The organism is Microbacterium sp. NPDC089698, assembly GCF_044749045.1.
In the GTDB taxonomy this organism is placed as follows: domain Bacteria; phylum Actinomycetota; class Actinomycetes; order Actinomycetales; family Microbacteriaceae; genus Microbacterium.
This window is the reverse complement of record NZ_JBIVHE010000001.1, coordinates 1,308,857-1,332,869: the sequence shown is the minus strand read 5'-3', so window position 1 is coordinate 1,332,869 and position 24,013 is coordinate 1,308,857. Positions and strand designations below refer to the sequence as shown.

The following is a 24,013-nucleotide window of genomic DNA, read 5'->3' as shown; positions in this document are numbered from 1 at the left end:
GGCCTCAGGACAGCGAGCGGCGACCGGCCATGAGCCCGGTCGCGATCGCGACCACGGCGAACCCGAGTCCGATCCAGGCCTGGCCCATGGTCCACCAGGCGACCGTCACGGCGGCGTAGAGGAGCAGTTCGACCGCGGCGCGCACGAACGGGTGCACGACGAGCACCGGGCGCGGCGACAGGAACAGGGCCCACAGCAGCAGCGTGACCACCGGGGCGCCGATCGCGGCGACGAGGTTCCAGGGAAGCGCCCACAGGGCCAGGCCCCACAGCACGAGCGATGCGAGCGCGGCGACCAGGACGATCACGCGGACGATGTCGAGCGCGGTGGCGCGGGGGAGCACACCCTGTTGCAGGGGGAGCGGCGTGGTCGCTCCGGGATTCTGGGCGGGGGTGTCGGCGGACATGCCGACAATTCTACGCGCCGGGAGCGGGGGCGACGGCGGGCGCCGTCGGGGCAGCGGGGGCGGTCGGGTCCGCGGTCGCCGGTGCGCTCGTCGGACCGGCGGTCTCGGGAGCCGTGGCGGGGGCGGTCTGGGCCGGAGCGGGGGCGGTGGGTGCCGGGGCGACGGGCTCGGCCGGTGCCGGGGCGGGCTCCGTCGGCGCAGGGGTCGTCTCGGTGGGCGCGGTTCCCGAGGTCTCGGCGGGCGTCGTCGCGGGCGCAGGCGGCGGAGTGGTCGACGGAGCCGGCGGCGGAGTCGGCGCCGGGTCCGTGATGGGCTCCCCGGGGATCGGCTCCGGCGGGTTGAGCCAGCACTGAGGCCAGCTCACCGGCGCGAACCTGCCGAGATCGAACGCGGCGGACCCGCCCGTCTTGTCTCCGAGGAAATACGTGAGCGAGACCTTCGTCCCGCCGTTCACCTGTTCATAGGTCGGGAAGAACACGACGACACCCTTGCCGTTCGCGTCGAGAGTGGTGATACCCGTCGAAGCCACGTCGGCCGAAGGCCGCAGGGTCGCACCAGGAACGCCGGTGACCTCGATCGACACCTGCACGTTGTCATGAAGCACCGAATGGAGGAGCTTGCAGGAGAGCGTCGCCGTTCCGAGGACCGGTGCCTTGGCCGGCGGGAGCGCCGGCTCGGGATCCGTGGGATCCGGGCCGGGGTCGGGCTTGCCGGGCTCCACGGGCGTGGTCGGCTCAACAGGGACGACGGGCGGGACGGGAGCGGGGGCGCTCGCGGGCGCGCTCTGCGGGACGTCGACCGGCACGTTCACGATCGTCTTGGGCTTCTCCGGCTGCGGAGCGGGGACGGGAGCCGGAGCCGGCGCGGTGACCGGCAGGTTGGCGGGCGGCGACACCTGTGCGACGATGCCGGACTCGCTCTGATCCGAGGCGGAGGGGGCGGAGGTGGATGCGGGGTTCGCCGTGAACCCCGGCACCACGGCCGCGGCGACGATCGCCCCGGCGATCACCAGCGCCGCCGAGCCTGCGCCGACCAGCGCGCCGAAGCCGGCGGCGAGCCCGCCGGTCGAGCCCCCGGAACCCGCGGATCCCGCAGCTCCCGCAGTGCCGTGCGTCGCGGCTCCGGCCGCGCCCGCCGCACCGTGGCCCACGGCGCCGGCCGCGCCGACGCCGGCCGAACCGGCGACGACGGCGCCCTGCACGACGCTCGAGGGCATCGCGGCGAGAGCGACGATCGGGGCGGATCCGCTCTGCAGCATCGCGAGGTAGGCGCCGGATCCGCCGATGCCGAGCACGAGGGGCAGCAGCACGAAGGCGAGTCGGTGCGAGACCTCCTTGGCCTCGGCCGCGACGATCAGGCAGCGCGCGCACTCGCCCAGGTGGTTCTCGAGCTTGGCGCGGTCGCGCACTCCGAGATTGCCGCGCGAGTACGCGCCGAGACGCTCGATGGTCCATTCGCAGACGGATCCGGCCTCGGCGGTGCTCAGATGAGCCTGGATCCAGGCCTCGCGCAGGCCCTCGCGCGCGCGGAAGGCGAGCTGAGCAGTGGCGCCGGCGGTCATGCCCAGCAGCGGCGCGATCTCGGCCGGCTTCATCTGCTCGATCTCGGAGTACCAGAGCACCTCCTGCCAGCGCGAGGGGAGGCTGCGGAAGGCCTGAGCGGAGAGGCTGCGGTCGAGCGCGTCGTTCGCGGCCTGGTCGGTCGAGGCCGGGTCGGCGACCGTGTCGAGCTCGTCGATCGGCGCCTCGCGGCGTGCCCGACCCCAGCCGGCCGCGGTGTTGCGGATGCTGGTGAAGAGGTAGGCGCGGAAGGAGCCGGTCGGGCCGCCGCCCTTCTGGATGGCCTGATAGATCTTGGCGAAGGACTCCTGGACGAGATCGTCCGCGTCGAACGCGCTGGTGATCGACCGTGCCACCGTGATGCCCGCCGCGTAGTGGCGACGCCACAGCTCGGCGTAGGCACCGGCATCGCCCGACCGGGTGCGCAGCACGAGGTCGGCGTCACTCCGCGTCGATTCGGGCGCGGCATCGCTCGGTGAAAGGGTGTGGTCGGTCATCTCTCGGTTCTCAGGTCGGAAGCGTTCTCATCAGAAGAGACGCAAACCCCTGGTTCTCATCACGCGGGAATCTCCATTCTTCACCCTTGAGGGGGGAATGCGCCAGGGCGCGAACGAAATCACCGGCAGTCGGCAGGGGCCGCACGCGTCGGACTCGGTTCCGAAGCGCGTGAGACAGCGTCTCAAAACTTTTCTGAAGAATTCTTGCGAACTCGCGTAATGGATCGGGAACCGCGCCATCTCTCCTGTCAGAGACAGTCTGCGTAGGCCACCGGGGGGCGGCGAGCACAGGCTCCGGCGGATGGGGATCCGCCGGCGGGGTCGGCCCGGCACCTCGGGGGAGGAGTTCCGGGCCGACCCGCTCTGACATGGGGAATCCTCTGATCGGGTACCGGAGGGTTTGGGGAGATCACGGGAGGGGACCGCCGCTGGGGAGCGGCGGCCCCGCCCGGATCGCGGACCGGTCAGCGCCGCAGCGGCGCGCCCGTCCACACGGCCGTGACGTCGAGTCCCGCGGTCAGCAGCACCGCATCCGCGAGCAGGCCCGGCTCGAGCTCGCCGAGCTGGTCTGCCGCGCCGATCGCCCGTGCCGGGGTGCGCGTCAGGGCGAGCACGGCATCCGCGAGCGGGACGTGCGCCTCGACCGCGCGCCGCAGCGCCACGTCCTGCGTGAGGGTGGAGCCGGCGATCGATCCGCTGTCCACCCTTGCCACGCCGTCGAGGACGGTCACGTGCAGCGAGCCCAGCATGTAGTCGCCGTCCGCGGATCCCGCCGCCGCCATCGCATCGGTGACCAGCGCGACGCGCCCCGGCGCCTCGTCGAACACGAGCTTGATGATGTGCGGATGCAGGTGGATGTTGTCGGCGATCGCCTCGAGGGTCACGCGCTCGTCGTGCGCGGCGGTGAGCACCGGCCCGGGGTTGCGGTGGTGCACCGGGCGCATCGCGTTGAACGCGTGCGTGAGGATCGTCGCTCCGGCATCGAACGCGGCGCGCATCGTGTCGTCGTCCGCGTCCGTGTGCCCGACCGCGGCGGCGGCGCCTGCGGCCACGATGAGTCGGATCGCCTCCAGCCCGCCGTCGAGCTCAGGCGCGACCGTGACCTGTCGCACGGTGCCGCGGCCCGCGTCGAGCAGACGCTGCACATCGGCGGCGGCCGGAGCGCGCAGCAGCTCGGGGTCGTGTGCGCCCATGTGACCCGGGTCGAGGAACGGCCCCTCCAGGTGCGAGCCGAGCAGATCCTGATCGCTCTGCATGAGATCCGCGACCATGCCGACGCGCTCGGCGAGCTCGTCGAGGGTCGCGGTGATGAGCGAGACGACCGCACGCGTGGTGCCGTGCGCGCGATGCATCGCGCGGGCCGTGCGGATCGCGTCGACGCCGTCGTCGAAGGCCGCACCGGCCCCGCCGTGGCTGTGGATGTCGACGAAGCCGGGGGTCAGGATCGCGCCCTCGCCGGCCGCATCGCGCGCATCCACGACCGCGTCGGCGGGCGCCCAGTCGGAGCCGGTTCCGCGCGCCGCGATGGATCCGTTCTCGAACCGCACCCAGCCGTCGTCGACCACCGAGCCGCCCGAGACGATGCGGGCGGAGTGGATGACGAGCGACCCCTGCGCGGAGCTCTCGGTGCGGACGGTCATGCGGTCTCCTCGGTACTCGGGGCGGATGCGGGGTTGATGCGGGGCTGCGGGACGCGCACGTCGTCCTGCTCCGGGTCGTCCTCCACTGCGGCGCGGTCGACGGCGATGCCGGAGGCCTCCCATGCGGGGACCAGCTGCGCGACCCTGGCACGGAACGAGCGCCAGGAGCGCTCCGCTCCATTCTGCGCCGACCAGCCGATCTCCGCGTGCGCGGCGATCCGCGGGAAGGCGAGTCCATCCGCCTCGGCGAGGGTGGCGACGGACTCGGTCCACAGGGGCGCCTCGATGCCGAGGATCGCCGCGGCCGGCACGTCCTCCAAAACCGCGGCGGGATCCCACTCGTACGCGGTGCGCAGTGGTACGATGCCGGCCCACGCGAGGCCCCTCGGGTGGTCGGCGCGCGGCTTCATGTCGAGGTAGGCGCGGTCGGCGGGCGACAGGATGAGCGCGCCGCCGCGCTCCACGAAACGGCGGGCGTGCGCGGCGTGGCCGTCCTCCGGCACGACGGATCCCCAGTACTGCCCGATCATCCCGGGGACGAGGCCCTCGACGGCGCCCGCCTCGTGCCAGGCGACGGGGGTCTTCCCGGTGGCGGCGGCGAGGCGCCCCGCCCGCTCGAAGAAGAGCGCGAAGTCGGCGGCGGACGTGCCGAGGCACTCGTCGCCCCCGATGTGCAGGTAGGGGCCCGGCATCAGTTCGGCGACCTCGGTGAGCACGTCGCGGATGAGGTCGTAGGTGCGCTCCTCGTGGATCTTGACCGAGGAGTGGCCCACGCCCCAGGCCGCGTAGTGCACGCCGTGCACCGGAAGCGGCTGGTTCAGCGCCGCCGCCTCCCTGATGTTCGCCTCCGTGATCGCGGGGAGCTCGACGAGGTCCGGGTAGCCGAGTCCGACCGCGTGGGTGTGCCCCGGCAGATCGATCTCGGGGACGATCGTCATGTGCCGCGCGGCGGCGTACGCGACGATCCGGCGGATGTCGTCCTTCGTGTAGAAGCCTCCGGGGCCGCCGGTCGCGTCGCCGCCGGATCCGGCGCCGGTGAGCTGCGGCCAGGCGTCGATGTGGATGCGCCAGCCCTGGTCGTCCGTGAGGTGCAGATGCAGGTGGTTGTACTTGAGCGAGGAGGCGCGGTCGATCCAGCGCTCGACGTCGGCGACCTCGAAGAAGTGGCGGGCGACGTCGAGCATGACGCCGCGGTAGCGGAAGCGCGGCGCGTCCTCGATGCGGACCTCGGGGACGGACCAGTCGCGCTCGCCGTCTGCGTCTCCGGGGCGCTCGCCGCGGCGCAGCAGCTGCAGCAGGGTGCGGGTGCCGTGGAAGAGCCCTGCCGCGTCATGTCCCGTGATGCGGATCCCCTCGTCGTCGGCGTCCAGCGCGTAGCCCTCGGCCGAACCCCGCGTCTCGTCGATCCCGAGCGCGATCCGGGTCGTCCCGGTGCTGCTCACCGCATCCCGGCCGAGCAGCGCCTCCAGCTCCGCGCCCAGCAGCGCGACCGTGTCGGGGTCGCCCGTGAGCCGCACGGATCCGAGGGGGACGGATCCCTCGCCGAGCTGCACGGAGGAGGGGAACGGGATGAGCGACGGTGCATCATGCAGGACCATGAACAAAACGTACCGTGCCGGGAGGGGAGTGCGGGGACCCGCGCGCGTCATCGCCCTCCGGATCCTGATCCCGATCCGGTAGGCTCGGAATGTCGCGACTGGCGTCTGGGTGGGTCACCACCGGGGAGCGACCGTCATGGATTCGACCGCGCGCCTGGGCCGATGAGCACCCTTCTCTTCGCAACCGTCAAAGGAGCACGCCATGACCGACCGTTTCTTCAACGCGCCTCTCTCCGAGGTGGATCCCGAGATCGCCCAGGTCCTCGACCGTGAGCTGAAGCGCCAGCAGACTTTCCTCGAGATGATCGCCTCGGAGAACTTCGTCCCCGTCTCGGTCCTGCAGTCGCAGGGCTCGGTGCTGACCAACAAGTATGCCGAGGGCTACCCCGGCCGCCGCTACTACGGCGGCTGCGAGGAGGTCGACGTCGCGGAGGAGCTGGCGATCGCCCGCGCCAAGGAGCTGTTCGGCGCCGAGTTCGCGAACGTTCAGCCGCACTCGGGCGCCACCGCGAACGCCGCCGTGCTGCACGCGATCGCCCGCCCCGGCGACACCCTGCTCGGCCTGTCCCTCGACCAGGGCGGCCACCTCACGCACGGCATGAAGATCAACTTCTCCGGGCGTCTCTACGACATCGTCGCCTACGGCGTGAACCCGGAGACCTCGACCATCGACATGGACGAGGTGCGCCGCCTGGCCATCGAGCACAAGCCGAAGGTCATCATCGCCGGCTGGTCCGCCTACCCCCGCACGCTGGACTTCGCCGCGTTCCGCGAGATCGCCGACGAGGTCGGCGCGCTCCTCTGGGTCGACATGGCCCACTTCGCCGGACTCGTCGCCGCGGGTCTGCACCCGAACCCGGTGCCGCACGCGCACGTCGTCTCCTCGACCGTGCACAAGACCATCGGCGGCCCCCGCTCGGGCTTCATCCTCACGAACGACCCGGAGATCGCGAAGAAGATCAACTCCGCCGTCTTCCCGGGTCAGCAGGGCGGTCCGCTCATGCACGTGATCGCCGCCAAGGCGACCGCGTTCAAGATCGCCGGCACCCCGGAGTTCAAGGAGCGCCAGGAGCGCGTGCTGCGCGGTGCGGCGATCATCGCCGAGCGCCTCTCGCAGCAGGACGTGAAGGACGCGGGCATCGCGGTCCGCTCCGGCGGCACCGACGTGCACCTCGTGCTCGTGGACCTGCGCGACGCCGAGATCGACGGCAAGCAGGCAGAGGACCTCCTGCACGACATCCACATCACCGTCAACCGCAACGCCGTCCCGAACGACCCGCGTCCGCCGATGGTCACCTCGGGCCTGCGCATCGGAACCCCGGCGCTCGCGACGCGCGGCTTCGGCGACGCCGAGTTCACCGAGGTCGCCGACGTCATCGCCCTCGCGCTGCAGCCCGGCGCCGACGTCGAGGCGCTGCGCTCCCGCGTGGACGCGCTCGCGGCCGCCTTCCCGCTCTACCCGGACCTGCAGCAGTAAGCGCAAGCCCGATTCCTGACCGCGAGACTTCATCTCCGCGACGAGACTGCGGATCTGAACCGCAGTCTCGTCGCCGAGTTGGAGTCTCGCGGTCAGAGGAGAGAGCGCGGGAGTCTGAGAAGGAGAGTTGACATGACCGCGAAGATTCTGGATGGCAAGGCCGCTGCGGCCGAGATCAAGGCCGAGCTCACGGAGCGGGTCGCCGCGCTGCGGGAGAAGGGCATCGTCCCCGGCATCGCCACGGTGCTGGTCGGGGCCGACCCGGCCTCGCAGCTGTACGTCGGGATGAAGCACCGGCAGTCCGAGGCGATCGGGATGAACTCGATCCAGCGCGAGCTGCCCGCCGACGCCACGCAGGCCGAGGTCGAGGCCGTGATCGACGAGCTCAACGCGGATCCGGCCTGCCACGGCTACATCGTGCAGCTGCCCCTGCCGAAGCACCTCGACACCGACGCGATCCTCGAGCGGATCGACCCCGCCAAGGACGCCGACGGCCTGCACCCGACCAACCTCGGCCGGCTCGTGCTGAACGTGAACGCGCCGATCCGCACGCCGCTGCCCTGCACGCCCCGCGGCGTGATCGAGCTGCTGCTGCGCAACGACTACGACCTCAAGGGCAAGCACGTGGTGGTCGTCGGTCGCGGCGTCACGATCGGCCGCCCGATGGGCCTGCTGCTCACGCGCCGGGACGTCAACGCCACCGTCACGCAGGTGCACACGGGAACGCCCGACATGTCGCCGTACCTGCGCGAGGCCGACGTCATCGTCGCCGGCGCCGGGGTCAAGCACCTCATCACCGCCGCCGACGTCAAGCCCGGCGCCGCGGTGCTCGATGTGGGCGTGACGCGCGAGACGGATCCCGAGACCGGCAAGAACAAGGTCTACGGAGACGTGGATCCGGCGGTCGCCGAGGTCGCCGGCTGGATCTCGCCGAACCCCGGCGGCGTGGGCCCGATGACGGTCGCGCTGCTCATGACGAATGTGGTCGAGGCGGCGGAGCGCGCCGCGGCCTGATCCGCCACGAACGAGACGGGCGGATCCGACGACAGGTCGGATCCGCCCGTTCCGCGTACCGGGGGAAGGTCAGCCGAGCTCGTCGAGCATGCGCCGCTGCTCGGGCGTGAGGCCGTCGTCGAGCTCCCGCCGTCCGGCGGCGGTCGCCGCGGAAGAGGCCGCGGACGGCGCGGACGAGGCGGACGGCGCAGCCGAGGAGGCGGACCCGCGACGGGATCCCGAGATCTTCGCCCCCGCGGCGTCGTACAGCTCTCCGGCCTTGCGGGAGAGCGCGTCGTCGATCTGGTCGTAGACGACCCAGCCGATCAGCAGGATCACCGGCGGGACGATCCAGCCCCAGAGGTTTCCCGCGCGCACGCCGCTCAGCCAGACCGTGAGCGCCCAGATCAGGAACTCGACCACGAACACGGCGAGGTACTGCACGAACTTGGTGCCGCTCGCCGACATCGAGGTGGCCGCCCTCTTCAGCAGGGGCTTGAGGAAGAGCGTCGCGAGAGTCAGGATCACGGATGCCCACAGCGCGTGCAGGCCGACCCTCGCCGGGGTCAGCCACCCGATCACGAGCAGCACGACGACGTTGAAGACGTAGAGCGACGCGAACCGCACGACCAGATTCCTCATGCGTCCAGACTGTCATGCGCCGGAGCGGACGGGTAGGGGCGCCGCGCCGCGCACAGGAGTGTCGCCGCCGCGCACGAGGGGCGCCGCGCCGGACAGGGGGTGTGCAGCCGGCGGGCGGACCAATATGCTGGCCGCGTCCGCGACCCTCGAGGAGACGCTCATGCAGATCGCCCTGTTCATCGCAGAACTGATCGTGGTCCTCGGCTGCATCGTGATGGGCACGCGCTCGAGCGGCGTGGGTCTCGGCCTCTGGGGAGGGACGGGCGTCGCGATTCTGGTCTTCGTGTTCCGCGTGCCGCCAGGGTCGCCGCCCGTGGACGCGCTCCTCATCGTGCTGTCGGTCGTGCTCGCCTCCTCGATGATGCAGTCCGCCGGAGGCATCGACTGGATGGTGTCGGTCGCGGCGAAGCTCATCGCGCGCAGCCCGAAGCAGATCACTCTCGTCGCGCCGCTCATCTCGTTCCTGTTCTCGGTCGGGGCGGGGACCTCGAACATCCTCTATCCGCTGCTGCCCGTGATCCAGGATCTGTCGTACCGCAACGGCATCAGGCCGTCGCGGCCGCTCTCGCTCTCGGTGGTCGCGACCGGCGTCGCACTCGCCTGCAGCCCGGTCTCGGCGGCGATGGCCGCGATGGTGACGCTCACCGATGCGGCGCCCTGGAACTTCGAGCTCGTGGACATCCTCAAGGTGACGATCCCGGCCGCGGTCGTCGGCATCGTGGTGTCCAGCTTCGTCGTGAACCGCCTCGGCAAGGAGCTCGCCGAGGATCCGGAGGTGCAGGCGAGGATCGCCCGCGGCGAGCTCGCGCCGCCGCGCACGGGCGCCGCCGAGGTCAAGGCCGACGTGACCGTGACCTCCGCAGGCCGCAACGCGGCGATCATCTTCCTGCTCGGCGTCGCCGTGATCGTGCTGTTCGGCCTGTTCAAGGGCCTCCGCCCGCTGGACGGCTCGGGCGACCCGGTGAGCATGACGCCGATCATCGAGATCGTGATGTTCGTCGCCGGAACCGTGATCCTCCTCGTCTCCCGTCCCAAGGTCGGCGAGATCCCGACGATGACGGTGTTCAAGGCCGGCATGGTCTCGGCGATCGCGCTGTTCGGCCTGGCGTGGCTCACCGACACGTTCCTCGGCGCCCACGCGAAGCTCATCTCGGAGGGCGTCGGCGGCCTCGTCACCGCGGCCCCGTGGATCTTCGCACTCGGCGTCTTCCTGGTCTGCGTGCTCACCACGAGCCAGTCCACGGCCACCCGTACGATCGTGCCGATCGGCCTCGCGGCGGGGATCCCGCTCGGGCTGCTGTCCGGCATGTGGGCCGGCGCGTTCGCGGGGATCTACCTGCTGCCGACCAACGGATCGCAGATCGCCGCGGCGAACTTCGACACCTCGGGCACCACGAAGCTCGGCACCAAGCTCGTGGACCACTCGTTCTTCGCTCCCACGCTGATCTTGGCGGTGACGACCATCGGGTTCGGCGCGCTGTTCGGGGTGCTCTGGGGCGGGTGATGCTCGCCCGTCCGCGGGGCGGGCTCCGCCCGGGCTCCGCGGCGGATCAGCGCGCCCGGTACAGATCCCAGGAGCGGCGGCAGGCGGCGGCGATCCGGTCGACGTGGGCGGGATCCTCGGCGATCCAGTCGGTGCCGGGCCGGTGCAGCTGCGCGGTCGCCGCGTCGCCGAGCAGGAACTCGCGGAGGAACTCCGCCTGCACGGCGTCGAGCACGGCACCGGATGCGGCGGCCTCGTCCGCGAGCGCGCGGAAGCGGGCGCCGGCGGCGAGGATCTCCTGACTGCCGAGATAGGGCTGGTTGAGGGCGACATCGCCGGGCTCGGCGGCATCGAAGCCCGTGCGGTGCGCCTCGGCCAGGGCGCGCAGGCGCTCCGGGGCCATGGTCGGCGGATCGGCGGGATCGCGCTCCTCGCCGCGGGCGTCGCCCCGGTTGGAGAGCGCCACGATGTGCGGCAGCCGGTCCTTCTCGGCGCGAGGGACGTCCACGGCGCCGTCCTTCGTGGTCGTCGTGTTCATGGTGTCGTGGAACGACAGGCGGGTGAGCCGGCCTCCGGTACGAAGGCGCTCCGCGACCATCCGCTCGGTCAGATCGTCGCGGGTGCGCTCGTACACTCCGAGGCCGCGCTCTGCGACCTCGACGAACGTCTCGACGAGACGGTGCAGGCCGGCCTCGGTGTCCGGCACCTCGATGATGGGGAAGAACGAGAACGTGACGGGGCGGATCGCGTCCACCCCGGTGAGATCCACCTTCTGCCAGGGGCCGGCGGCACGCACGCGCTCGATGGCGGCGGTCAGATCGGCGGCGACGTCGGCGGGCCGCGCGCGGTTGGGGTCGCGCACGAGCCGGGGATGCGGGTTGATCACGGCGACGACCCGAGGATCCTGCGCGGCCCAGCGCCGGACGATCGCGGCCGTCGCGACGTCGGTGAAGTCGTACTGCAGTCGTCGGGTGAGCGCGGGGGAGAGGAATTCGGCGAGCTCCTCGGGGATCGCGGCCCCGGCGTGCGGGCAGCTGATGAGCAGGTCGGCGTCGCGAAGGGCCTCATCCAGGGAGCGGCGCTGCGGATCCGCGTAGACGACGATGTCGTCGCGAGTGAACATGCGGCCGGCGGGGATGAGGTCGAGGGCACTCATGCGGCTCATGCTACCCAGCCGCCCGCCGAGCGAGTGGTCCGGCGCGCGTCGTCCTCCCGGCCTCAGCGCCCGGGGTGCACCGCGGCGATCGCGTCGAGCACCGCCGCGTACACCGCGTCGGGGTCGATCCAGGGCGGGGCGACGCGCGCGAGCTCGAGGCTGACCGCGCCGTGCACCTGCGCCCAGACGGCCAGCGTGCTGCGCAGGTCGACGCCCTCGTCGACCCGGTCCGCACCGGTGAGCGTGCGGGCGAGGGGGAGGAGCGCATCCAGCTCCGGATCCGCCTCCGGATCGCCGTCGGCGCTCGTGGCACCGTGGGGGGCACCGGCGATGGCGCCGCTGAACATGAGCCGGTAGCGGTCGGGATGCTGCAGCGCCCACGCGCGATACGCCTCGCCGAGGGCGCGCAGCCCTCCGGGCTCCGCCTCGCGCTGTGCGCGGGCGAAGGAGGCGAACGAGTCCGCGACCACGGCGGTGATCAGCTCCGCCTTGCTGCCGAACAGCGAGTAGACGGCGGATGTCGACGTCCCGGCTCCTCCCGCCACCTCTCGCACGGAGAAGCGATCAGGACCGTCCCTGTCGATCATCGCCGAGGCGACGTCGATCAACCGGGAGCGCAGGGTCGCGTCGTGCGTGATGGGTCTTGCCATGGAAGGGATCCTATCGTAACGTCGTTCTGTAACACTGTTCTATAACAACGTTCGGAAGGAGTGGCGATGGACGGGAAGGTCTTCCCCGGCCGGTACACGGCAGCCGTGGACCGCGGCGACATCACGGTGTTCGTCATCGGGATGCGGGCGAACAAGTGGTGGCAGCTGGGGCGGGTCCAGCGCGTGGCGCGGCAGATGCCGAAGATGCTGCGGCATCTCGCACAGCATCCGGAGGCGGGCATGCTCGGTTGCGAGAGCTGGCTCGGGCGCACGACGATCCTGCTCTCGTACTGGGAGAGCCCGGAGCATCTGCAGCGCTTCGCGGCGGACAGGGACGCGCCGCACCTGCAGCCCTGGCGCGACTTCATGCGCACGATGCTGGGATCCGGCAGCGTCGGCGTCTGGCACGAGACGTACCAGGTGCCGGCGGGGGAGATGGAGGCGATCTACGCCGACATGCCGCTGTTCGGACTCGCCGCCGCCACGGCGCACGAACCCGTCGGGGCGGGCAGGAACACGGCGCGCCAGCGGCTCGGGCGCTGACGGGCCTGCCTTCGACTGCGGAGGGGTGGCGGGCTCAGGGCGTGCCGGGCAGGCCGAGCACGCGCATCACGAACCAGAGCAGGCCGAACAGGAGCACCACGGCGGTGACGACGACGCCCAGCACGGTCGCCGTCCGGGGCATCCGGCGACGGAGCAGCAGGAGGGGCGGGAAGACCACCAGGATGATCGAGAGCTGCACCGCCTCGATCCCGAGGTTGAAGACGAGGAGCGACCACAGCAGGGTCCACGACCACGGCTCCTCGATCTTCAGCGCGGTCGCGAAGCCGAGCCCGTGGATGAGGCCGAAGCCGAACACGATCCCGAGGCGCAGGAGAGCCGCTCGCCGGGACGGCGGAGGCGCCGGCTCTCCCCGGTGTCGCGCGACGCGACGGAGTCGTTCCTCCCAGAGATGCCAGCCGGCGACCGCCGCGATCGAGAGCGCGATCGCGGGCTCGACCACGTTCGCGCCGATGTGCACGAGGCCGAGCGCGGCGAGCAGGAACGTGATCGAGTGCGCGACCGTGAAGCAGGTCGCCGCGAAGACCACGTCGCGCAGGCGCCGCGAGCTGATGATGAGCGCGAGGAGGAACAGGATGTGGTCGATCCCGGTGAGCAGATGCTCGGCGCCGAGGAGGAAGAACTCGGCGAAGCGCTCGGTCCACGACTGGGCGGTCGAGAACTGCGGATGCGCGGCGTCGAGCGCGGCGCTGCCGCTGCGACCGTCGAGGGCGTAGGTCACGATCGTCTTGGTGTCCCGGACCATGCCTTCGGAATCGGGGAACAGCGTGCTGCGCACCACGAACGCGCCACCGTGCGCGGCGCCGCACGCGTAGCGCACCGCGAAGCGGGCGTAGTCGGTCGCGTCCCTGGTGTGGAATGCGGCGGCCCCGTCCGGTCGCGGGATGCATTCCGAGCCGCCGTCCACCGCGACGTGGAAGCGCGCGGTCGTGTAGGCGAGGATCGCCGCCGCGTGCTCGGCGAGCACCTGATCCTCGGCGCCCTGCCGGGGGTGCCCGATCGCGTCGGCGAAGAGCGCGGGATCGCTCTGCGCCTTGGCGGCGGAGGCGCTCAGCAGTTCGTACTGCAGATCGAACTCGACGCGGACGTCGGTCGGGCTCGCCGCGGTCAGGTCGGCGTACGCGACCGTGGTCACATGAGCGGCGGCCGGGCCGGCGGAGAGGAGGAGCGCCGCGGCGACGAGCGCGAGGACCAGCGCGACGCGCGGAGCCGAGCGCATCGACGGGCGCTTCAGGTCGCGCGGATCAGGCCTGCGGGACCTGCCCGAGCTGCGACTCGATCCCGGCGATGCGGGCGTACTCGTCGAAGCGGAACGTGGCGCTGCCGCTCGCGTCTCTGACGACCGCCGCCGAGTAGGCCTCGTCGGCCCACTGCATGCTCCAGCCCGCGAGCCGGGCCAGATCCCACACCGAGGAGCGCGCGTCGGAGAGCGTCAGCTCGGAGAGGATCCGCGGCAGTGCGATCACGGCGTCGGCCACCGTGAGCGGGGGGAGGCCGGCGTCGAGCAGGAACACGGCGCGCGTGCCGCTGCCGACCGGAGCGGAGTAGTACGGCGAGCGGCCGGTGATCTCCTCGGCGATCGCGCCGACCTGATGCGCGGTGCCGGCGATCCAGCCGTCCAGGTCGGCGTCGGCCTCAGCGGGGAACGGCAGCTCCGCGTTCGAGAGCTCGTCGATCGCGTACGTCGTGCCGTAGTCGCGCAGGCCCGCGACCGACGGGTCGGATCCGCCCTGCGGGTGCGCCCAGGCCCACATCAGGGAGCGGGGCCCCGGCGCGATCGTGGCGACGAGCGATGCGCGCGCGACGAGCTGGCGGCTCGGATCCGTCTCGGACGTGAAGGTGAGGGTGCCCGCCGCGAGATCGGCGTCCCAGCGGTGCTCGCCCAGGGCGGCGGTCGCGGCGACCAGCTGGTCCTGGCGGAGGGCGGCGAAAAGCGCGGCGCGGTCGGCGAGGGGCGCGAGGGCGGGGAAGGTCATGCCCTCATCCTGCCGCGGACGCCTATGAAAGCGCCAGTCAGACGCCGTCCGGGACCGGTTCGCGTTCGGCGGTCGCGGCCGTCGCCCTCCCCATGCGCCAGATGCCCGGGATCAGCATCGTGCCCAGCGCGATGACGGCGTAGACGATCGCGGAGCCCACCATGAGCGCCGTCACGTCCGCGCGCGCGATCAGCCAGCCGAAGGCGAGCGTGCCGATCGGCATCGCGACGTAGCTGCCCAGCATGTCGTAGCTGGACACGCGGGACAGCTTCTCCTCGGGGATCTGCTCCATCATCGTGACGTTCCACCCGGTGCTGAACACCTCCACGCCCGCGCCCGCGACGAAGGCCGCGGCGACGAGGAGCAGCACGGAGGGGTGCACGCCCAGGAGCGTGAGCGGGATCGCGAGCGCGCTCATCCCGAGCATGCCCAGCCGCAGCGGACGCCGCAGCGGCAGCCAGAGCAGCACCAGCGTCATCACCAGCACACCGGCGCCCTCGGCGCTGACGACCCATCCCCAGCCGGCGATCCCGAGCAGCGGGTCGTTCTTGGCGATGTACGGACCGGCGACGCCCCAGGCGCCGACGTGGATCGCGTTGAGGACCATGAACGCGAGCACGACGATCCACAGCCACGGGCGGGACCAGAACTCGCGCCATCCGTCGTGCAGGTCGTGGAACAGCCCCGCGCGCTGTCCGCGGACCGGCGGCGGCAGGCGCACGAGCGCCAGGAAGACGATCGCGAGCGCCCAGCCCGCCGCCTGGATCACCATGACCCAGGCGGGACCGGCGAGGGCGACGATGCCTCCCGCGACGACCGGGCCCGCGATCGTGGTGGCGGAGCGCGCGAAGGACAGCAGCGCATTCGCCTGCTGCAGATGGCCGGGCGTGGTCAACTGCGGGATGAGCCCCTGCATCGCAGGCATGACGAACGCGGCGGATGCCCCGTTCAGCGCGGCGAGGCCGGCCAGCAGCGGCACCGTGGCGGTGTGCGTGAAGAGCAGGGCGGCCGTGGTGCCGATCGAGAGGATGTCCACGACATAGCTGGTCTGGATCACGAGCGCGCGCGGCAGCCGGTCCGCGACGACGCCGCCGAGCAGCAGGAAGACGATGTTCGCCACGGTGAACGCGGTGAGCACGATCGAGAGCGCGCCCGCGTCGTTGTCGATGCTCAGCACCGCGAACGCCAGAGCGATCGACGACATCGAGCCCGTGACGAGCGTGAGGGTGCGCGCCAGGAAGAACCAGCGGAACCCGCGGTCCTGCAGCGCGGCGAGGGCCTTCTTCACCCGCCCCATCCTGGCAGGTCAGCCCGGTCCGGTCGGGTCCTGCTCCGGTTTCGAAGCGCCCAGATGGCTCCATATTCGCCGCGGATACGGCCATTTGCGCACTTTGTTTCCGCGGATCCGCTCACCGGCTGCGGCGGAGGGCGGAGGTGACTCTGCGGGCGAGCTCCTCCGGACGCCTCAGCAGCGGGGCGGTCACCTCGATCACGATCCAGCCCGCGGCGCGCAGCGCGGCGATCCGCTCGACGTCGGCGGCCCAGGTCGCGCCGTGGAGCATCCCGAGGTACTCGACGGCGACCTTCTCCTCGCCGTAGGACATATCCACGCAGCCGAGGAACCGGCCGGCATCGTCGAACACGTCCACGTTGAGCTGCGGTTCGGGAAGTCCCGCGTCCACGAGCACGCAGCGCACCAGGCTCTCCCGGGGCGACCATGAGTCCTGCCGTATCCGCGGCAGCGCGGCCCGCAGCCGGTCGGCTCCGATGCGGCGCCCGACCTCGAGCGCCCGCCGCAGGTCGTCCGTCGTCGCGAGAGGGCTCTTGCCGGGATCGGGGCGGCCGCGCCCCTGCCGCCATTCGCGGCAGAAGTAGTCGCCGAGGGCGATCAGGTCGTGCAGGCGCAGGGATCCGAGCGACGCCCAGGTCGCTGCCGGTGACGAGACCCGCAGCCCGTCGTGTTCCGTCATCGCGGTGAAGGACGATCGAGTGCGGTGGCCGATGATCCCGGAGGTGCGCGGTTCGGCGAGCGGTCCGAGCGCGCACACGTGCGGAGGGAAGTCGTCGGCGATCCGCCCATCCTCCGTGAACTCGAGAGGAAGAGGGCCACCCCAGATCGAGGCGGCGGTCTGGTGGCTGAAGAAGTGCCCCTTGTGCAACCGCGGTGCGTATTCGCGCGCCCGTGCGATCCGCCGCAGACGCTGGCGCTGGTACGGATCCTCCGCATCGACCTCGAAGGAGATGTCGGCAGCGATCCGGACTCCGAAGAACGGCGCGCGGAGGTCGCCACCGCGCAGGCGGGATCGGGTCACGCCGTGTCTGCGAGCGAGCGCGGCAGAGAACTCGCCACCGAGCTCATCGGGAAGTTCCGTTCTGCGTCCCATCCCGCCACTCTGCCGACCCGCTCCTCCCAGGATCCGGTTATCCACAACCCGTCTCGTTCAAAGCGCGCAAATGGCTCCATCCCAGGCCGGGATAGAGCCAATTGCGCGCTTTGAACGGGGAAATCAGTAGCTGGCGTCGGGTCCGGAGGCCGGGGCGGGGAGGAAGCGGGTCGCGAGCGCTTCGGACGCGCGGGCGAGGAGGGCCACGTCGGCCCCGACCGCGACGAACGAGGCTCCCGCGGCGATGTACGCGTCGGCGGCGGCCGGGTCGAACGCGTTCACGCCGACCGGCTTCCCCGCGGCGGCCACCGCGGCGAACACGTGCTCGACCGCGGAGACGACGTCGGGGTGCGTCTGCTGTCCGAGCAGCCCCATCGACGCCGACAGATCGGAAGGGCCGACGAACACGGCGTCCACGCCGTCGACGGCGGCGATCTCCGCGGCCGCCTCCACGCCCGCCGAGGTCTCGATCTGCACGGTCAGGGACACATGCTGCGCGGCCTCGACGAGGTAGCGCTCCACGCGGTTCCAGCGGGCGCTGCGGGCCAGGGCGGATCCGACCCCGCGGACGCCCGCGGGGGGATACCGGGTCGCGGCCACCGCGGCGCGCGCTTCGTCCGCCGACGAGATCATCGGCACGATGAGGTTCTGCGCGCCGAGGTCGAGCACCTGCTTGATGGTCACGGGATCGTTCCAGGGCACGCGCACGAGCGGCGTGATCGGGTAGGCGGCGACGGCCTGCAGCTGCACCTGGAGCGAATCCAGCGTGTTGGCGGAGTGCTCGCCGTCGATGAGCAGCCAGTCCAGGCCGCTCCCGGCCGCGATCTCGGTCACGAGCGGGCTGCCCGTGCACGACCACATGCCGATGAGGGCGCGCTCGGCACCGGCCAGGTGCTCGCGGAAGGTCGGATTCAGACGAAGCGGCATTCGATCGTTCCCATCGGTCCGTAGTCGCACAGCACCTCGTCGCCGCGCGCCACCCACATCGGGCGCGTGAACGATCCTGCCAGGATGATCTCGCCCGCCTCGAGACGCGCGCCGTGCTGATGGAACTTGTTCGCGAGCCACGCGACGCCCGTGGCCGGGTGACCGAGCACCCCGGCGGCGACCCCGGTCTCCTCGATCTCGCCGTTGCGCGACAGCACACCGGGCACCCACCGCAGGTCGATCTCGTCGGGGCGCTTGTGCACGGTGCCGAGCACCATGGCGCCGTAGGCGGCGTTGTCGCTGATCGTGTCGACGATCGTGCGGCCCTCGAGCTCGATGTGCGAGTTCAGCACCTCGAGCGCGGGCACGGCGTAGTCGATCGCGGCGAGCGCGTCCTCGAGCGTGCAGTCGGGTCCGGAGAGCGGCTCCTTCAGCACGAAGGCGAGCTCGACCTCGATGCGCACGTTCGAGAAGTGATCGACCGGGATCTCGGATCCGGAGGGGTACACGGTGTCGTCGAACATCACGCCGTAGTCGGGCTCCGTGATGCCGGTCGCCTGCTGCATGGCCTTCGAGGTCAGTCCGATCTTGCGCCCCACGAGCCTCCGCCCCGCGGCCACCTGCGCGTCGCGCCAGACGCCCTGGATCGCGTAGGAGTCCTCGACGGTCGCCTCGGGGTGGCGCGCCGTGATGCGCGGGATCACGCCGTGCGTGCGGTCGGCCTCGGCCAGCTCGGCGGCGAGCGCGGTGATGGTGGATTCGGGGAGCATCAGATCCTCTTTCCCTCTTGATCTTCTTCGTTGTACACGCTCGGCCATCCCTCTGCAGGTGCGGTGAGGCGGAGGGCGCAGGGGCTTCTTGTCAGAACGCATCGGGGTGCAGGGGTCCCCGTCAAGCGTCCTGACAAGAAGCCCCTGCGCCCCGAGCCGGCTCCAGGAAAACGTCAGAGCTGGTGGCCGAGCTTGTACTCGCCCTGCTTCCACTCCGGCATGGCCTCCTCGTCGGCGGGCCGGGTGTAGCTGAACCCGTCGGCGCCGATCGTCACGGCCATCTCGCTCGAGTCGGTGCGGGCGACGACCGGCTGCGGGTTGCCGTCCAGGTCGAGCACGAGCGACGCGTCGGTGTACCAGGACGGCACGACGGGGTTGCCCCACCAGTCGCGGCGCTGGTTGTCGTGCACGTCCCAGGTGATCACCGGGTTGTCCGGGTCGCCCGTGTAGTAGTCCTGCGTGTAGACCTCGACGCGGTGGCCGTCGGGGTCGCGCAGGTACAGGTAGAACGCGTTGCTTACGCCGTGGCGGCCGGGGCCGCGCTCGATCGCGTCGGAGCGGCGGAGGGCGCCGAGCTTGTCGCAGATCGCGAGGATGTTGTGCTTCTCGTGCGTCGCGAAGCACACGTGGTGCATGCGCGGGCCGTCGCCGCCGGTCATGGCGGTGTCGTGCACGGTGGGCTTGCGGCGCATCCACGCGGCGTAGACCGTGCCCTCGTCGTCCTGGATGTCCTCCGTGACGCGGAAGCCGAGGTCCTGCATGTACTTCACGGCGCGCGGCACGTCGGGCGTGACCTGGTTGAAGTGGTCGAGGCGCACGAGCTCGCCGGGGATGTGCAGGTCGTAGCGCCAGCTCATCCGCTCGACGTGGTCGGTCTGGTAGAAGAACTCGTACGGGAAGCCGAGCGGATCCACGACGCGCACCGAGTCGCCGATGCCCTTCACGAACCCGTTCGGGTTGCGGCGCACATCGCAGCCGAGCTCGGTGTAGAACGCGACGGCGAGGTCGAGGTCCTCTGGCGTGCGCACGCGGTACGAGAACGCGGCGACCGCCGCGACCGGGCCCTTGCGCAGCACGAGGTTGTGGTGGATGAACTCCTCCGTGGAGCGGAGGTAGATCGCCTCGTCGTCCTCCTCGGTCACGTACAGGCCGAGCACGTCGACGTAGAACACCCGCGAGGCGGCGAGGTCGGTGACGACGAGCTCCATGTACGCGCAGCGGAGCACGTCCGGCGGCGGGGAGGAGGGGGTGGCGACCGGGTTGTCGGTCGTGATGGGCGCCTCCTGGCTGGTGAAGAAGCCGGAGGAGGTGAGCGTCATGTCTGCACGATTGGTCATGTCAGCGTCCTTGCGTGATGATTTCGGGATCCGGTCAGCGGGGATCCGGGTCGTCGAGGTCCTGCTCGGCCGGCGGCGCCTGCTTGCCGAACACGGGGTTGTGCGGGGCGCCGAGCGTGATGTGCACGCTCTGCTGGTCGGTGTAGAAGTCGATCGAGCGGTAGCCGCCCTCGTGACCGAGTCCGGAGGCCTTCACGCCGCCGAACGGGGTGCGGAGGTCGCGCACGTTGTTCGAGTTCAGCCACACCATGCCGGCCTCGACCGCGCCCGCGAAGTTGTGCGCGCGCTTGAGGTCGTTCGTCCAGATGTACGCGGCGAGGCCGTAGCGCGTGTTGTTCGCGAGGGCGAGCGCCTCCTCGTCGGTGTCGAAGGGGGTGATCGCGACGACGGGGCCGAAGATCTCCTCCTGGAAGATCCGGGCGTCCGGGGCGACGTCGGCGAACACGGTCGGGGCGACGTAGTTGCCCGTCGGGAAGCCCTCGGGGCGTCCGCCGCCGGCGACGAGGCGGCCCTCGCCCTTGCCGATCTCGACGTAGCTCATGACCTTCTCGTAGTGCTCCGGGTGCACGAGCGCGCCGACCTCGGTCGTGGGGTCGTGCGGCAGGCCGACCTTGACGCGCTTGGCCTGCTCCGCGTAGCGCTCGACGAACTCGTCGTACACGTCGCGCTGCACCAGGATGCGGGATCCGGCCGTGCACCGCTCGCCGTTCAGCGAGAACACGCCGAAGATGCAGGCGTCGATCGCGGTGTCGAGGTCGGCGTCGGCGAACACGACGGCGGGGCTCTTGCCGCCGAGCTCCATGGACAGGCCCTTCAGGAACGGCGCGGCGTTGCCGAAGATGATCTGGCCGGTGCGGCTCTCGCCGGTGAACGAGATGAGCGGCACGTCGGGGTGCTTGACGAGCGCGTCTCCCGCGTCCTCGCCGAGGCCGTTGACGAGGTTGAAGACGCCCTTCGGCAGCCCCGCCTCCTCGAAGATGCCCGCCCACAGCGAGGCGGAGAGCGGGGTGAACTCGGCGGGCTTCAGCACGACCGTGTTGCCGGTCGCGAGCGCGGGGCCGAGCTTCCACGACTCGAGCATGAACGGGGTGTTCCACGGAGTGATGAGACCCGCGACGCCGATCGGCTTGCGGTTGACGTAGTTCATCTGCTTGCCGGGGACCTTGAAGGCGTCGTCGGCCTGGGCGACGATCAGGTCGGCGAAGAAGCGGAAGTTCTCGGCGGCACGGCGGGCCTGGCCCAGCGCCTGCGTGATCGGCAGGCCGGAGTCGAAGGACTCCAGCTCGGCGAGGCGCGCGTCGCGGGACTCGACGATGTCGGCGATCCGGTGCAGCACGCGCGAGCGCTCGCGGGGGAGCATGCGCGGCCAGGGGCCCTCGTCGAAGGCGCGCTTGGCGGCGGCGACGGCGCGCTCGATGTCGGCCTTCTTGCCGGCGGCGGCGTGCACGTAGGTCTCGTTCGTGACGGGGTTGAGCACCTCGAAGGTGTCGCCGTCGAGGGAGTCGACGAACTCGCCGTCGATGTAGTGCTGGATCTTCTCCGGCAGATCTGCCGGGGCGTAGGCGTCGGTCATCATCGTCCTTCCGGGGTGGTTCTGGGTGGCTTCGGTGGTGCGGTCAGAGGATCTCGGGGTGCAGCGCCGCGAGGAACGCGTCGCGCGTGCGCCAGCGGTGATTGCGGGCGGCGAGCTCGATCTCGAGCGGATCCGCGCCGGTGCGGATCAGTTCCACGATCTGGATGTGCTCCTCGACGGAGTGCTCCGCGCGTCCGGGGACGAAGGCGAACGTCGACTCGCGGATGCCGCTGAGACGCGCCCAGCCGCGGTGCACGAGGTCGAGGATGTGCGGGTTGGGGCAGGGCTCGTAGAGCACGGAGTGGAACTGGCGGTTCAGCTCGGTGAACCGGTGCGCGTCGAAGTTCTCGAGCAGGCGCGTCATCCGGTCGTTGACCTCGAGCGCCTGATCCAGCGCCGCCGCGTCCAGGAGCGGGGCGGACAGCGACGTCGCCGCGCCCTCCACCAGGCCCAGGGTCTGCATGGTGTGCGCGTACTCGCTCTCGTCCACGAGCGTGACCCGCGCGCCGACGTTGCGCTCGAACGTGACGAGCCCCTCGGCCTCGAGCCGGCGGATCGCCTCGCGCACCGGGACCACGCTCATGCCCAGCTCATCCGCGATCGTGCCGAGCACGAGGCGGAAGCCCGGTCCGTAGGCGTGGGAGGCGATGCGTGCGCGGATCCAGGCGTACGCCTGCTCCGACTTGCTGCCCACGAGGACCTCGGCCATCAGGCGCCCGTTCCGGTCCCGGCGTCGGCCCCGCGGGCGGCGTCGTACTTCGCGCGCCACGCGGCGTTCATCGGGAAGAGCCCGTCCACCGGGTGTCCGGCCTCGACCTGCTCGGCGATCCAGGCGTCCTCGTCCTCCTGGGCGAGGGTCGCATCGACGACCTCCTCGACGAGGGCGGGCGGGATCACGATCACGCCGTCGCCGTCGCCGACGATGACGTCGCCCGGCTGCACCGTCGCGCCGCCGCAGGCGATCGTCACGTCGACGTCCCACGGCACGTGCTTGCGGCCCAGGACGGAGGGGTGCGCGCCCTGCGAGAACACGGGCAGGCCGATCTCCGCGACCGCCGCGAAGTCGCGCACGCCGCCGTCGGTGACCACGCCGGCGGCGCGGCGGGCCTTGGCGCGCAGCGCGAGGATGTCGCCGAGCGTTCCCGTGGTGGCGTCGCCACGGGCCTCGATCACGATGATCTCGCCCTCGTCGACGGCGTCGAAGCAGCGCTTCTGCGCGTTGTAGCCGCCACCGTGACGGGCGAAGAGGTCCTCACGGGCGGGGACGAAGCGCAGCGTCTTCGCGGTGCCGACGATCTTGGCGCCGGGCAGGTTGGCCGAGACGCCGTCGATGAAGCACGCGTGCAGGCCGCGCTTGCGCAGCTGAGCGCTGAGGCCGGCGGTCGGTGCGGCGACGAGCTTGGCGCGGAGCCCGGGGTCGAGGCCCGGCGCCGTCGCGGGCGCGGCGGGCGCCTCCGGCGCGTCCTCGGCGGGCAGTCCGGCCTCCTCGCGCGAACCCCAGGCCTCTGCGCGCTGCAGGTCGTCCACGGCGGGCAGGGATCCGAGGGCGCCGTCGAAGGCGACCGTGCCCTGCGTGACCGTCGTGCGCAGTCCGCCGGAGGTGAGCGTCTTGGGGGAGTGCGGGGCGTCGACCTCGACGACGACCACGTCGCCGGGGACGATCACGCTGGATCCGGCCGGGGTTCCGGTGAGGATGATGTCCCCGGGCTCGAGCGTGAAGTGCTGGGAGAGGTCGGCGATCAGCTGCGGGAGAGGGAACAGCAGTCCGCTGGTCTCGTCGTCCTGGCGCAGGTCGCCGTTCACCCAGGCGCGCACGCGCAGCGCGGCGGGGTCGACCTCGGCCGCCGGGATGAGGTCGGGGCCGATCGGGGTGTAGCCGTCACCGCCCTTGGAGCGGACGTTCGAGCCCTTGTCGTTCGCGCGCAGGTCGTACAGGCCGAGGTCGTTCGAGGCGGTCACCGAGGCGACGTGCGACCAGGCGTCCTCGACGCTCACGCGGTGCGCGGCGGTGCCGATGATCAGCGCGATCTCGCCCTCGAAGGCGAGCAGTTCGGTGCCGGCGGGGCGCTCCACGACGCCGTCGGTGCCGGCCACGGAGGAGGACGGCTTGAAGAAGTAGGAGGGGGAGGCGGGCGTGCGTCCGCGCTGGTCGGCACGGGAGCGGTAGTTGAGGTGGATCGCGATGATCTTGCCGGGCCGGTCGATCGGTGCGGACATGGGCGCCTCCTCGCGCGGTGGGGGCCAAGGAGGGATCCTTGGCTTCGTATTCGAAATCGTATATCATCGTGTCGAGCCCGGCAAGCACGGGATTCGGATCCGTCCGCAGGATCCTGGATCCCCGTGACGGGCACGACGACGATGTCGGCCAAGACGACGACGTCCCA

21 protein-coding genes and 1 riboswitch are annotated in these 24,013 nt (G+C 71.3%); of the genes, 4 read left to right on the top strand and 17 right to left on the bottom strand.

Going from position 1 to position 24,013, the window contains the following annotated elements:
* Positions 1-4: 4 nt before the first annotated feature.
* From ACIPY5_RS06210 to ACIPY5_RS06195, 4 genes are all read right to left on the bottom strand, one after another.
* Entirely contained in the window at positions 5-406 is a 402-nt protein-coding gene (locus ACIPY5_RS06210) for a YrdB family protein (protein ID WP_400967979.1), read from the bottom strand.
* 10 nt (positions 407-416) lie between these two features.
* The gene (locus tag ACIPY5_RS06205; RefSeq protein ID WP_400967976.1) at positions 417-2,462 is read right to left on the bottom strand and encodes a sigma-70 family RNA polymerase sigma factor; all 2,046 of its coding nucleotides are present in this window, start codon (positions 2,460-2,462) and stop codon (positions 417-419) included.
* A gap of 464 nt (positions 2,463-2,926) precedes the next feature.
* Positions 2,927-4,102, bottom strand: a complete 1,176-nt coding sequence (nagA, locus tag ACIPY5_RS06200) for an N-acetylglucosamine-6-phosphate deacetylase (RefSeq protein ID WP_400967973.1) — start codon at positions 4,100-4,102, stop codon at positions 2,927-2,929.
* Positions 4,099-5,700 carry a family 20 glycosylhydrolase gene (locus ACIPY5_RS06195; protein WP_400967970.1) on the bottom strand — a complete coding sequence of 534 codons (1,602 nt, stop codon included), beginning with the start codon at positions 5,698-5,700 and terminating at the stop codon, positions 4,099-4,101. Before ACIPY5_RS06195 ends, nagA begins: the two co-directional genes overlap by 4 nt.
* A gap of 84 nt (positions 5,701-5,784) precedes the next feature.
* Positions 5,785-5,867: riboswitch (ZMP/ZTP riboswitch) on the top strand.
* Between the two features lie 35 nt (positions 5,868-5,902).
* Here ACIPY5_RS06195 and glyA point away from each other — a divergent pair.
* Both glyA and ACIPY5_RS06185 read left to right on the top strand, forming a co-directional pair.
* On the top strand, positions 5,903-7,177 hold the full coding sequence (glyA, locus tag ACIPY5_RS06190) for a serine hydroxymethyltransferase (protein WP_400967967.1): 1,275 nt from the start codon (positions 5,903-5,905) through the stop codon (positions 7,175-7,177).
* Positions 7,178-7,309: 132 nt separating this feature from the next.
* The gene (locus tag ACIPY5_RS06185; protein ID WP_400967964.1) at positions 7,310-8,191 is read left to right on the top strand and encodes a bifunctional methylenetetrahydrofolate dehydrogenase/methenyltetrahydrofolate cyclohydrolase; all 882 of its coding nucleotides are present in this window, start codon (positions 7,310-7,312) and stop codon (positions 8,189-8,191) included.
* Positions 8,192-8,260: 69 nt separating this feature from the next.
* Here ACIPY5_RS06185 and ACIPY5_RS06180 read toward each other — a convergent pair whose 3' ends face one another.
* Positions 8,261-8,812 (bottom strand): hypothetical protein, encoded by a 552-nt coding sequence (locus ACIPY5_RS06180; RefSeq protein WP_400967961.1) that lies wholly within the window; start codon positions 8,810-8,812, stop codon positions 8,261-8,263.
* A 160-nt stretch (positions 8,813-8,972) separates the two neighbouring features.
* Here ACIPY5_RS06180 and ACIPY5_RS06175 point away from each other — a divergent pair, with 160 nt between their 5' ends.
* On the top strand, positions 8,973-10,316 hold the full coding sequence (locus ACIPY5_RS06175; protein ID WP_309342905.1) for an anaerobic C4-dicarboxylate transporter family protein: 1,344 nt from the start codon (positions 8,973-8,975) through the stop codon (positions 10,314-10,316).
* Positions 10,317-10,362: 46 nt separating this feature from the next.
* Here ACIPY5_RS06175 and ACIPY5_RS06170 read toward each other — a convergent pair whose 3' ends face one another.
* The gene (locus ACIPY5_RS06170) at positions 10,363-11,451 is read right to left on the bottom strand and encodes an N-formylglutamate amidohydrolase (protein WP_400967957.1); all 1,089 of its coding nucleotides are present in this window, start codon (positions 11,449-11,451) and stop codon (positions 10,363-10,365) included.
* Positions 11,452-11,513: 62 nt separating this feature from the next.
* Positions 11,514-12,101 carry a TetR/AcrR family transcriptional regulator gene (locus ACIPY5_RS06165; RefSeq protein ID WP_400967954.1) on the bottom strand — a complete coding sequence of 196 codons (588 nt, stop codon included), beginning with the start codon at positions 12,099-12,101 and terminating at the stop codon, positions 11,514-11,516.
* Between the two features lie 66 nt (positions 12,102-12,167).
* Here ACIPY5_RS06165 and ACIPY5_RS06160 point away from each other — a divergent pair, with 66 nt between their 5' ends.
* Positions 12,168-12,644: a DUF4188 domain-containing protein gene (locus ACIPY5_RS06160; RefSeq protein WP_400967951.1), complete on the top strand. Its 477-nt coding sequence runs from the start codon at positions 12,168-12,170 to the stop codon at positions 12,642-12,644.
* Positions 12,645-12,678: 34 nt separating this feature from the next.
* Here the strand turns inward: ACIPY5_RS06160 and ACIPY5_RS06155 are convergent, their stop codons facing one another.
* The 10 genes from ACIPY5_RS06155 to ACIPY5_RS06110 form a co-directional block, all read right to left on the bottom strand.
* Positions 12,679-13,881, bottom strand: coding sequence for a HupE/UreJ family protein (locus ACIPY5_RS06155; protein WP_400967948.1), 1,203 nt, complete (start codon positions 13,879-13,881; stop codon positions 12,679-12,681).
* A gap of 25 nt (positions 13,882-13,906) precedes the next feature.
* Positions 13,907-14,638, bottom strand: coding sequence for a DUF6882 domain-containing protein (locus ACIPY5_RS06150; protein ID WP_400967945.1), 732 nt, complete (start codon positions 14,636-14,638; stop codon positions 13,907-13,909).
* Positions 14,639-14,675: 37 nt separating this feature from the next.
* Positions 14,676-15,926, bottom strand: a complete 1,251-nt coding sequence (locus tag ACIPY5_RS06145) for an MFS transporter (RefSeq protein ID WP_400967942.1) — start codon at positions 15,924-15,926, stop codon at positions 14,676-14,678.
* A 121-nt stretch (positions 15,927-16,047) separates the two neighbouring features.
* Positions 16,048-17,022, bottom strand: a complete 975-nt coding sequence (locus ACIPY5_RS06140) for a hypothetical protein (protein ID WP_400967939.1) — start codon at positions 17,020-17,022, stop codon at positions 16,048-16,050.
* 123 nt (positions 17,023-17,145) lie between these two features.
* Positions 17,146-17,949: an HpcH/HpaI aldolase/citrate lyase family protein gene (locus ACIPY5_RS06135; RefSeq protein WP_400967936.1), complete on the bottom strand. Its 804-nt coding sequence runs from the start codon at positions 17,947-17,949 to the stop codon at positions 17,146-17,148.
* The gene (locus ACIPY5_RS06130) at positions 17,934-18,719 is read right to left on the bottom strand and encodes a 2-keto-4-pentenoate hydratase (RefSeq protein ID WP_400967933.1); all 786 of its coding nucleotides are present in this window, start codon (positions 18,717-18,719) and stop codon (positions 17,934-17,936) included. The genes ACIPY5_RS06135 and ACIPY5_RS06130 overlap by 16 nt, the downstream gene beginning before the upstream one ends.
* Positions 18,720-18,892: 173 nt before the next feature.
* Entirely contained in the window at positions 18,893-20,056 is a 1,164-nt protein-coding gene (hpaD, locus tag ACIPY5_RS06125) for a 3,4-dihydroxyphenylacetate 2,3-dioxygenase (protein ID WP_309340547.1), read from the bottom strand.
* A gap of 34 nt (positions 20,057-20,090) precedes the next feature.
* Entirely contained in the window at positions 20,091-21,629 is a 1,539-nt protein-coding gene (hpaE, locus tag ACIPY5_RS06120) for a 5-carboxymethyl-2-hydroxymuconate semialdehyde dehydrogenase (protein ID WP_400967929.1), read from the bottom strand.
* A gap of 43 nt (positions 21,630-21,672) precedes the next feature.
* Positions 21,673-22,338, bottom strand: coding sequence for a GntR family transcriptional regulator (locus tag ACIPY5_RS06115; protein ID WP_309339226.1), 666 nt, complete (start codon positions 22,336-22,338; stop codon positions 21,673-21,675).
* Positions 22,338-23,846, bottom strand: a complete 1,509-nt coding sequence (locus ACIPY5_RS06110; protein ID WP_400967925.1) for a fumarylacetoacetate hydrolase family protein — start codon at positions 23,844-23,846, stop codon at positions 22,338-22,340. Before ACIPY5_RS06110 ends, ACIPY5_RS06115 begins: the two co-directional genes overlap by 1 nt.
* Between the last annotated feature and the right edge of the window lie 167 nt (positions 23,847-24,013).

Coding starts and splice junctions, on each gene's coding strand:
- ACIPY5_RS06160 (WP_400967951.1), top strand. CDS start 12,168: ATGGACGGGAAGGTCTTCCCCGGCCGGTACACGGCAGCCGTGGACCGC.
- ACIPY5_RS06165 (WP_400967954.1), bottom strand. CDS start 12,101: ATGGCAAGACCCATCACGCACGACGCGACCCTGCGCTCCCGGTTGATC.
- ACIPY5_RS06170 (WP_400967957.1), bottom strand. CDS start 11,451: ATGAGTGCCCTCGACCTCATCCCCGCCGGCCGCATGTTCACTCGCGAC.
- hpaD (WP_309340547.1), bottom strand. CDS start 20,056: ATGACCAATCGTGCAGACATGACGCTCACCTCCTCCGGCTTCTTCACC.
- ACIPY5_RS06130 (WP_400967933.1), bottom strand. CDS start 18,719: ATGCTCCCCGAATCCACCATCACCGCGCTCGCCGCCGAGCTGGCCGAG.
- ACIPY5_RS06180 (WP_400967961.1), bottom strand. CDS start 8,812: ATGAGGAATCTGGTCGTGCGGTTCGCGTCGCTCTACGTCTTCAACGTC.
- ACIPY5_RS06110 (WP_400967925.1), bottom strand. CDS start 23,846: ATGTCCGCACCGATCGACCGGCCCGGCAAGATCATCGCGATCCACCTC.
- ACIPY5_RS06175 (WP_309342905.1), top strand. CDS start 8,973: ATGCAGATCGCCCTGTTCATCGCAGAACTGATCGTGGTCCTCGGCTGC.
- ACIPY5_RS06140 (WP_400967939.1), bottom strand. CDS start 17,022: ATGGGACGCAGAACGGAACTTCCCGATGAGCTCGGTGGCGAGTTCTCT.
- hpaE (WP_400967929.1), bottom strand. CDS start 21,629: ATGACCGACGCCTACGCCCCGGCAGATCTGCCGGAGAAGATCCAGCAC.
- nagA (WP_400967973.1), bottom strand. CDS start 4,102: ATGACCGTCCGCACCGAGAGCTCCGCGCAGGGGTCGCTCGTCATCCAC.
- ACIPY5_RS06135 (WP_400967936.1), bottom strand. CDS start 17,949: ATGCCGCTTCGTCTGAATCCGACCTTCCGCGAGCACCTGGCCGGTGCC.
- ACIPY5_RS06150 (WP_400967945.1), bottom strand. CDS start 14,638: ATGACCTTCCCCGCCCTCGCGCCCCTCGCCGACCGCGCCGCGCTTTTC.
- ACIPY5_RS06155 (WP_400967948.1), bottom strand. CDS start 13,881: ATGCGCTCGGCTCCGCGCGTCGCGCTGGTCCTCGCGCTCGTCGCCGCG.
- ACIPY5_RS06195 (WP_400967970.1), bottom strand. CDS start 5,700: ATGGTCCTGCATGATGCACCGTCGCTCATCCCGTTCCCCTCCTCCGTG.
- ACIPY5_RS06185 (WP_400967964.1), top strand. CDS start 7,310: ATGACCGCGAAGATTCTGGATGGCAAGGCCGCTGCGGCCGAGATCAAG.
- ACIPY5_RS06210 (WP_400967979.1), bottom strand. CDS start 406: ATGTCCGCCGACACCCCCGCCCAGAATCCCGGAGCGACCACGCCGCTC.
- ACIPY5_RS06115 (WP_309339226.1), bottom strand. CDS start 22,338: ATGGCCGAGGTCCTCGTGGGCAGCAAGTCGGAGCAGGCGTACGCCTGG.
- glyA (WP_400967967.1), top strand. CDS start 5,903: ATGACCGACCGTTTCTTCAACGCGCCTCTCTCCGAGGTGGATCCCGAG.
- ACIPY5_RS06205 (WP_400967976.1), bottom strand. CDS start 2,462: ATGACCGACCACACCCTTTCACCGAGCGATGCCGCGCCCGAATCGACG.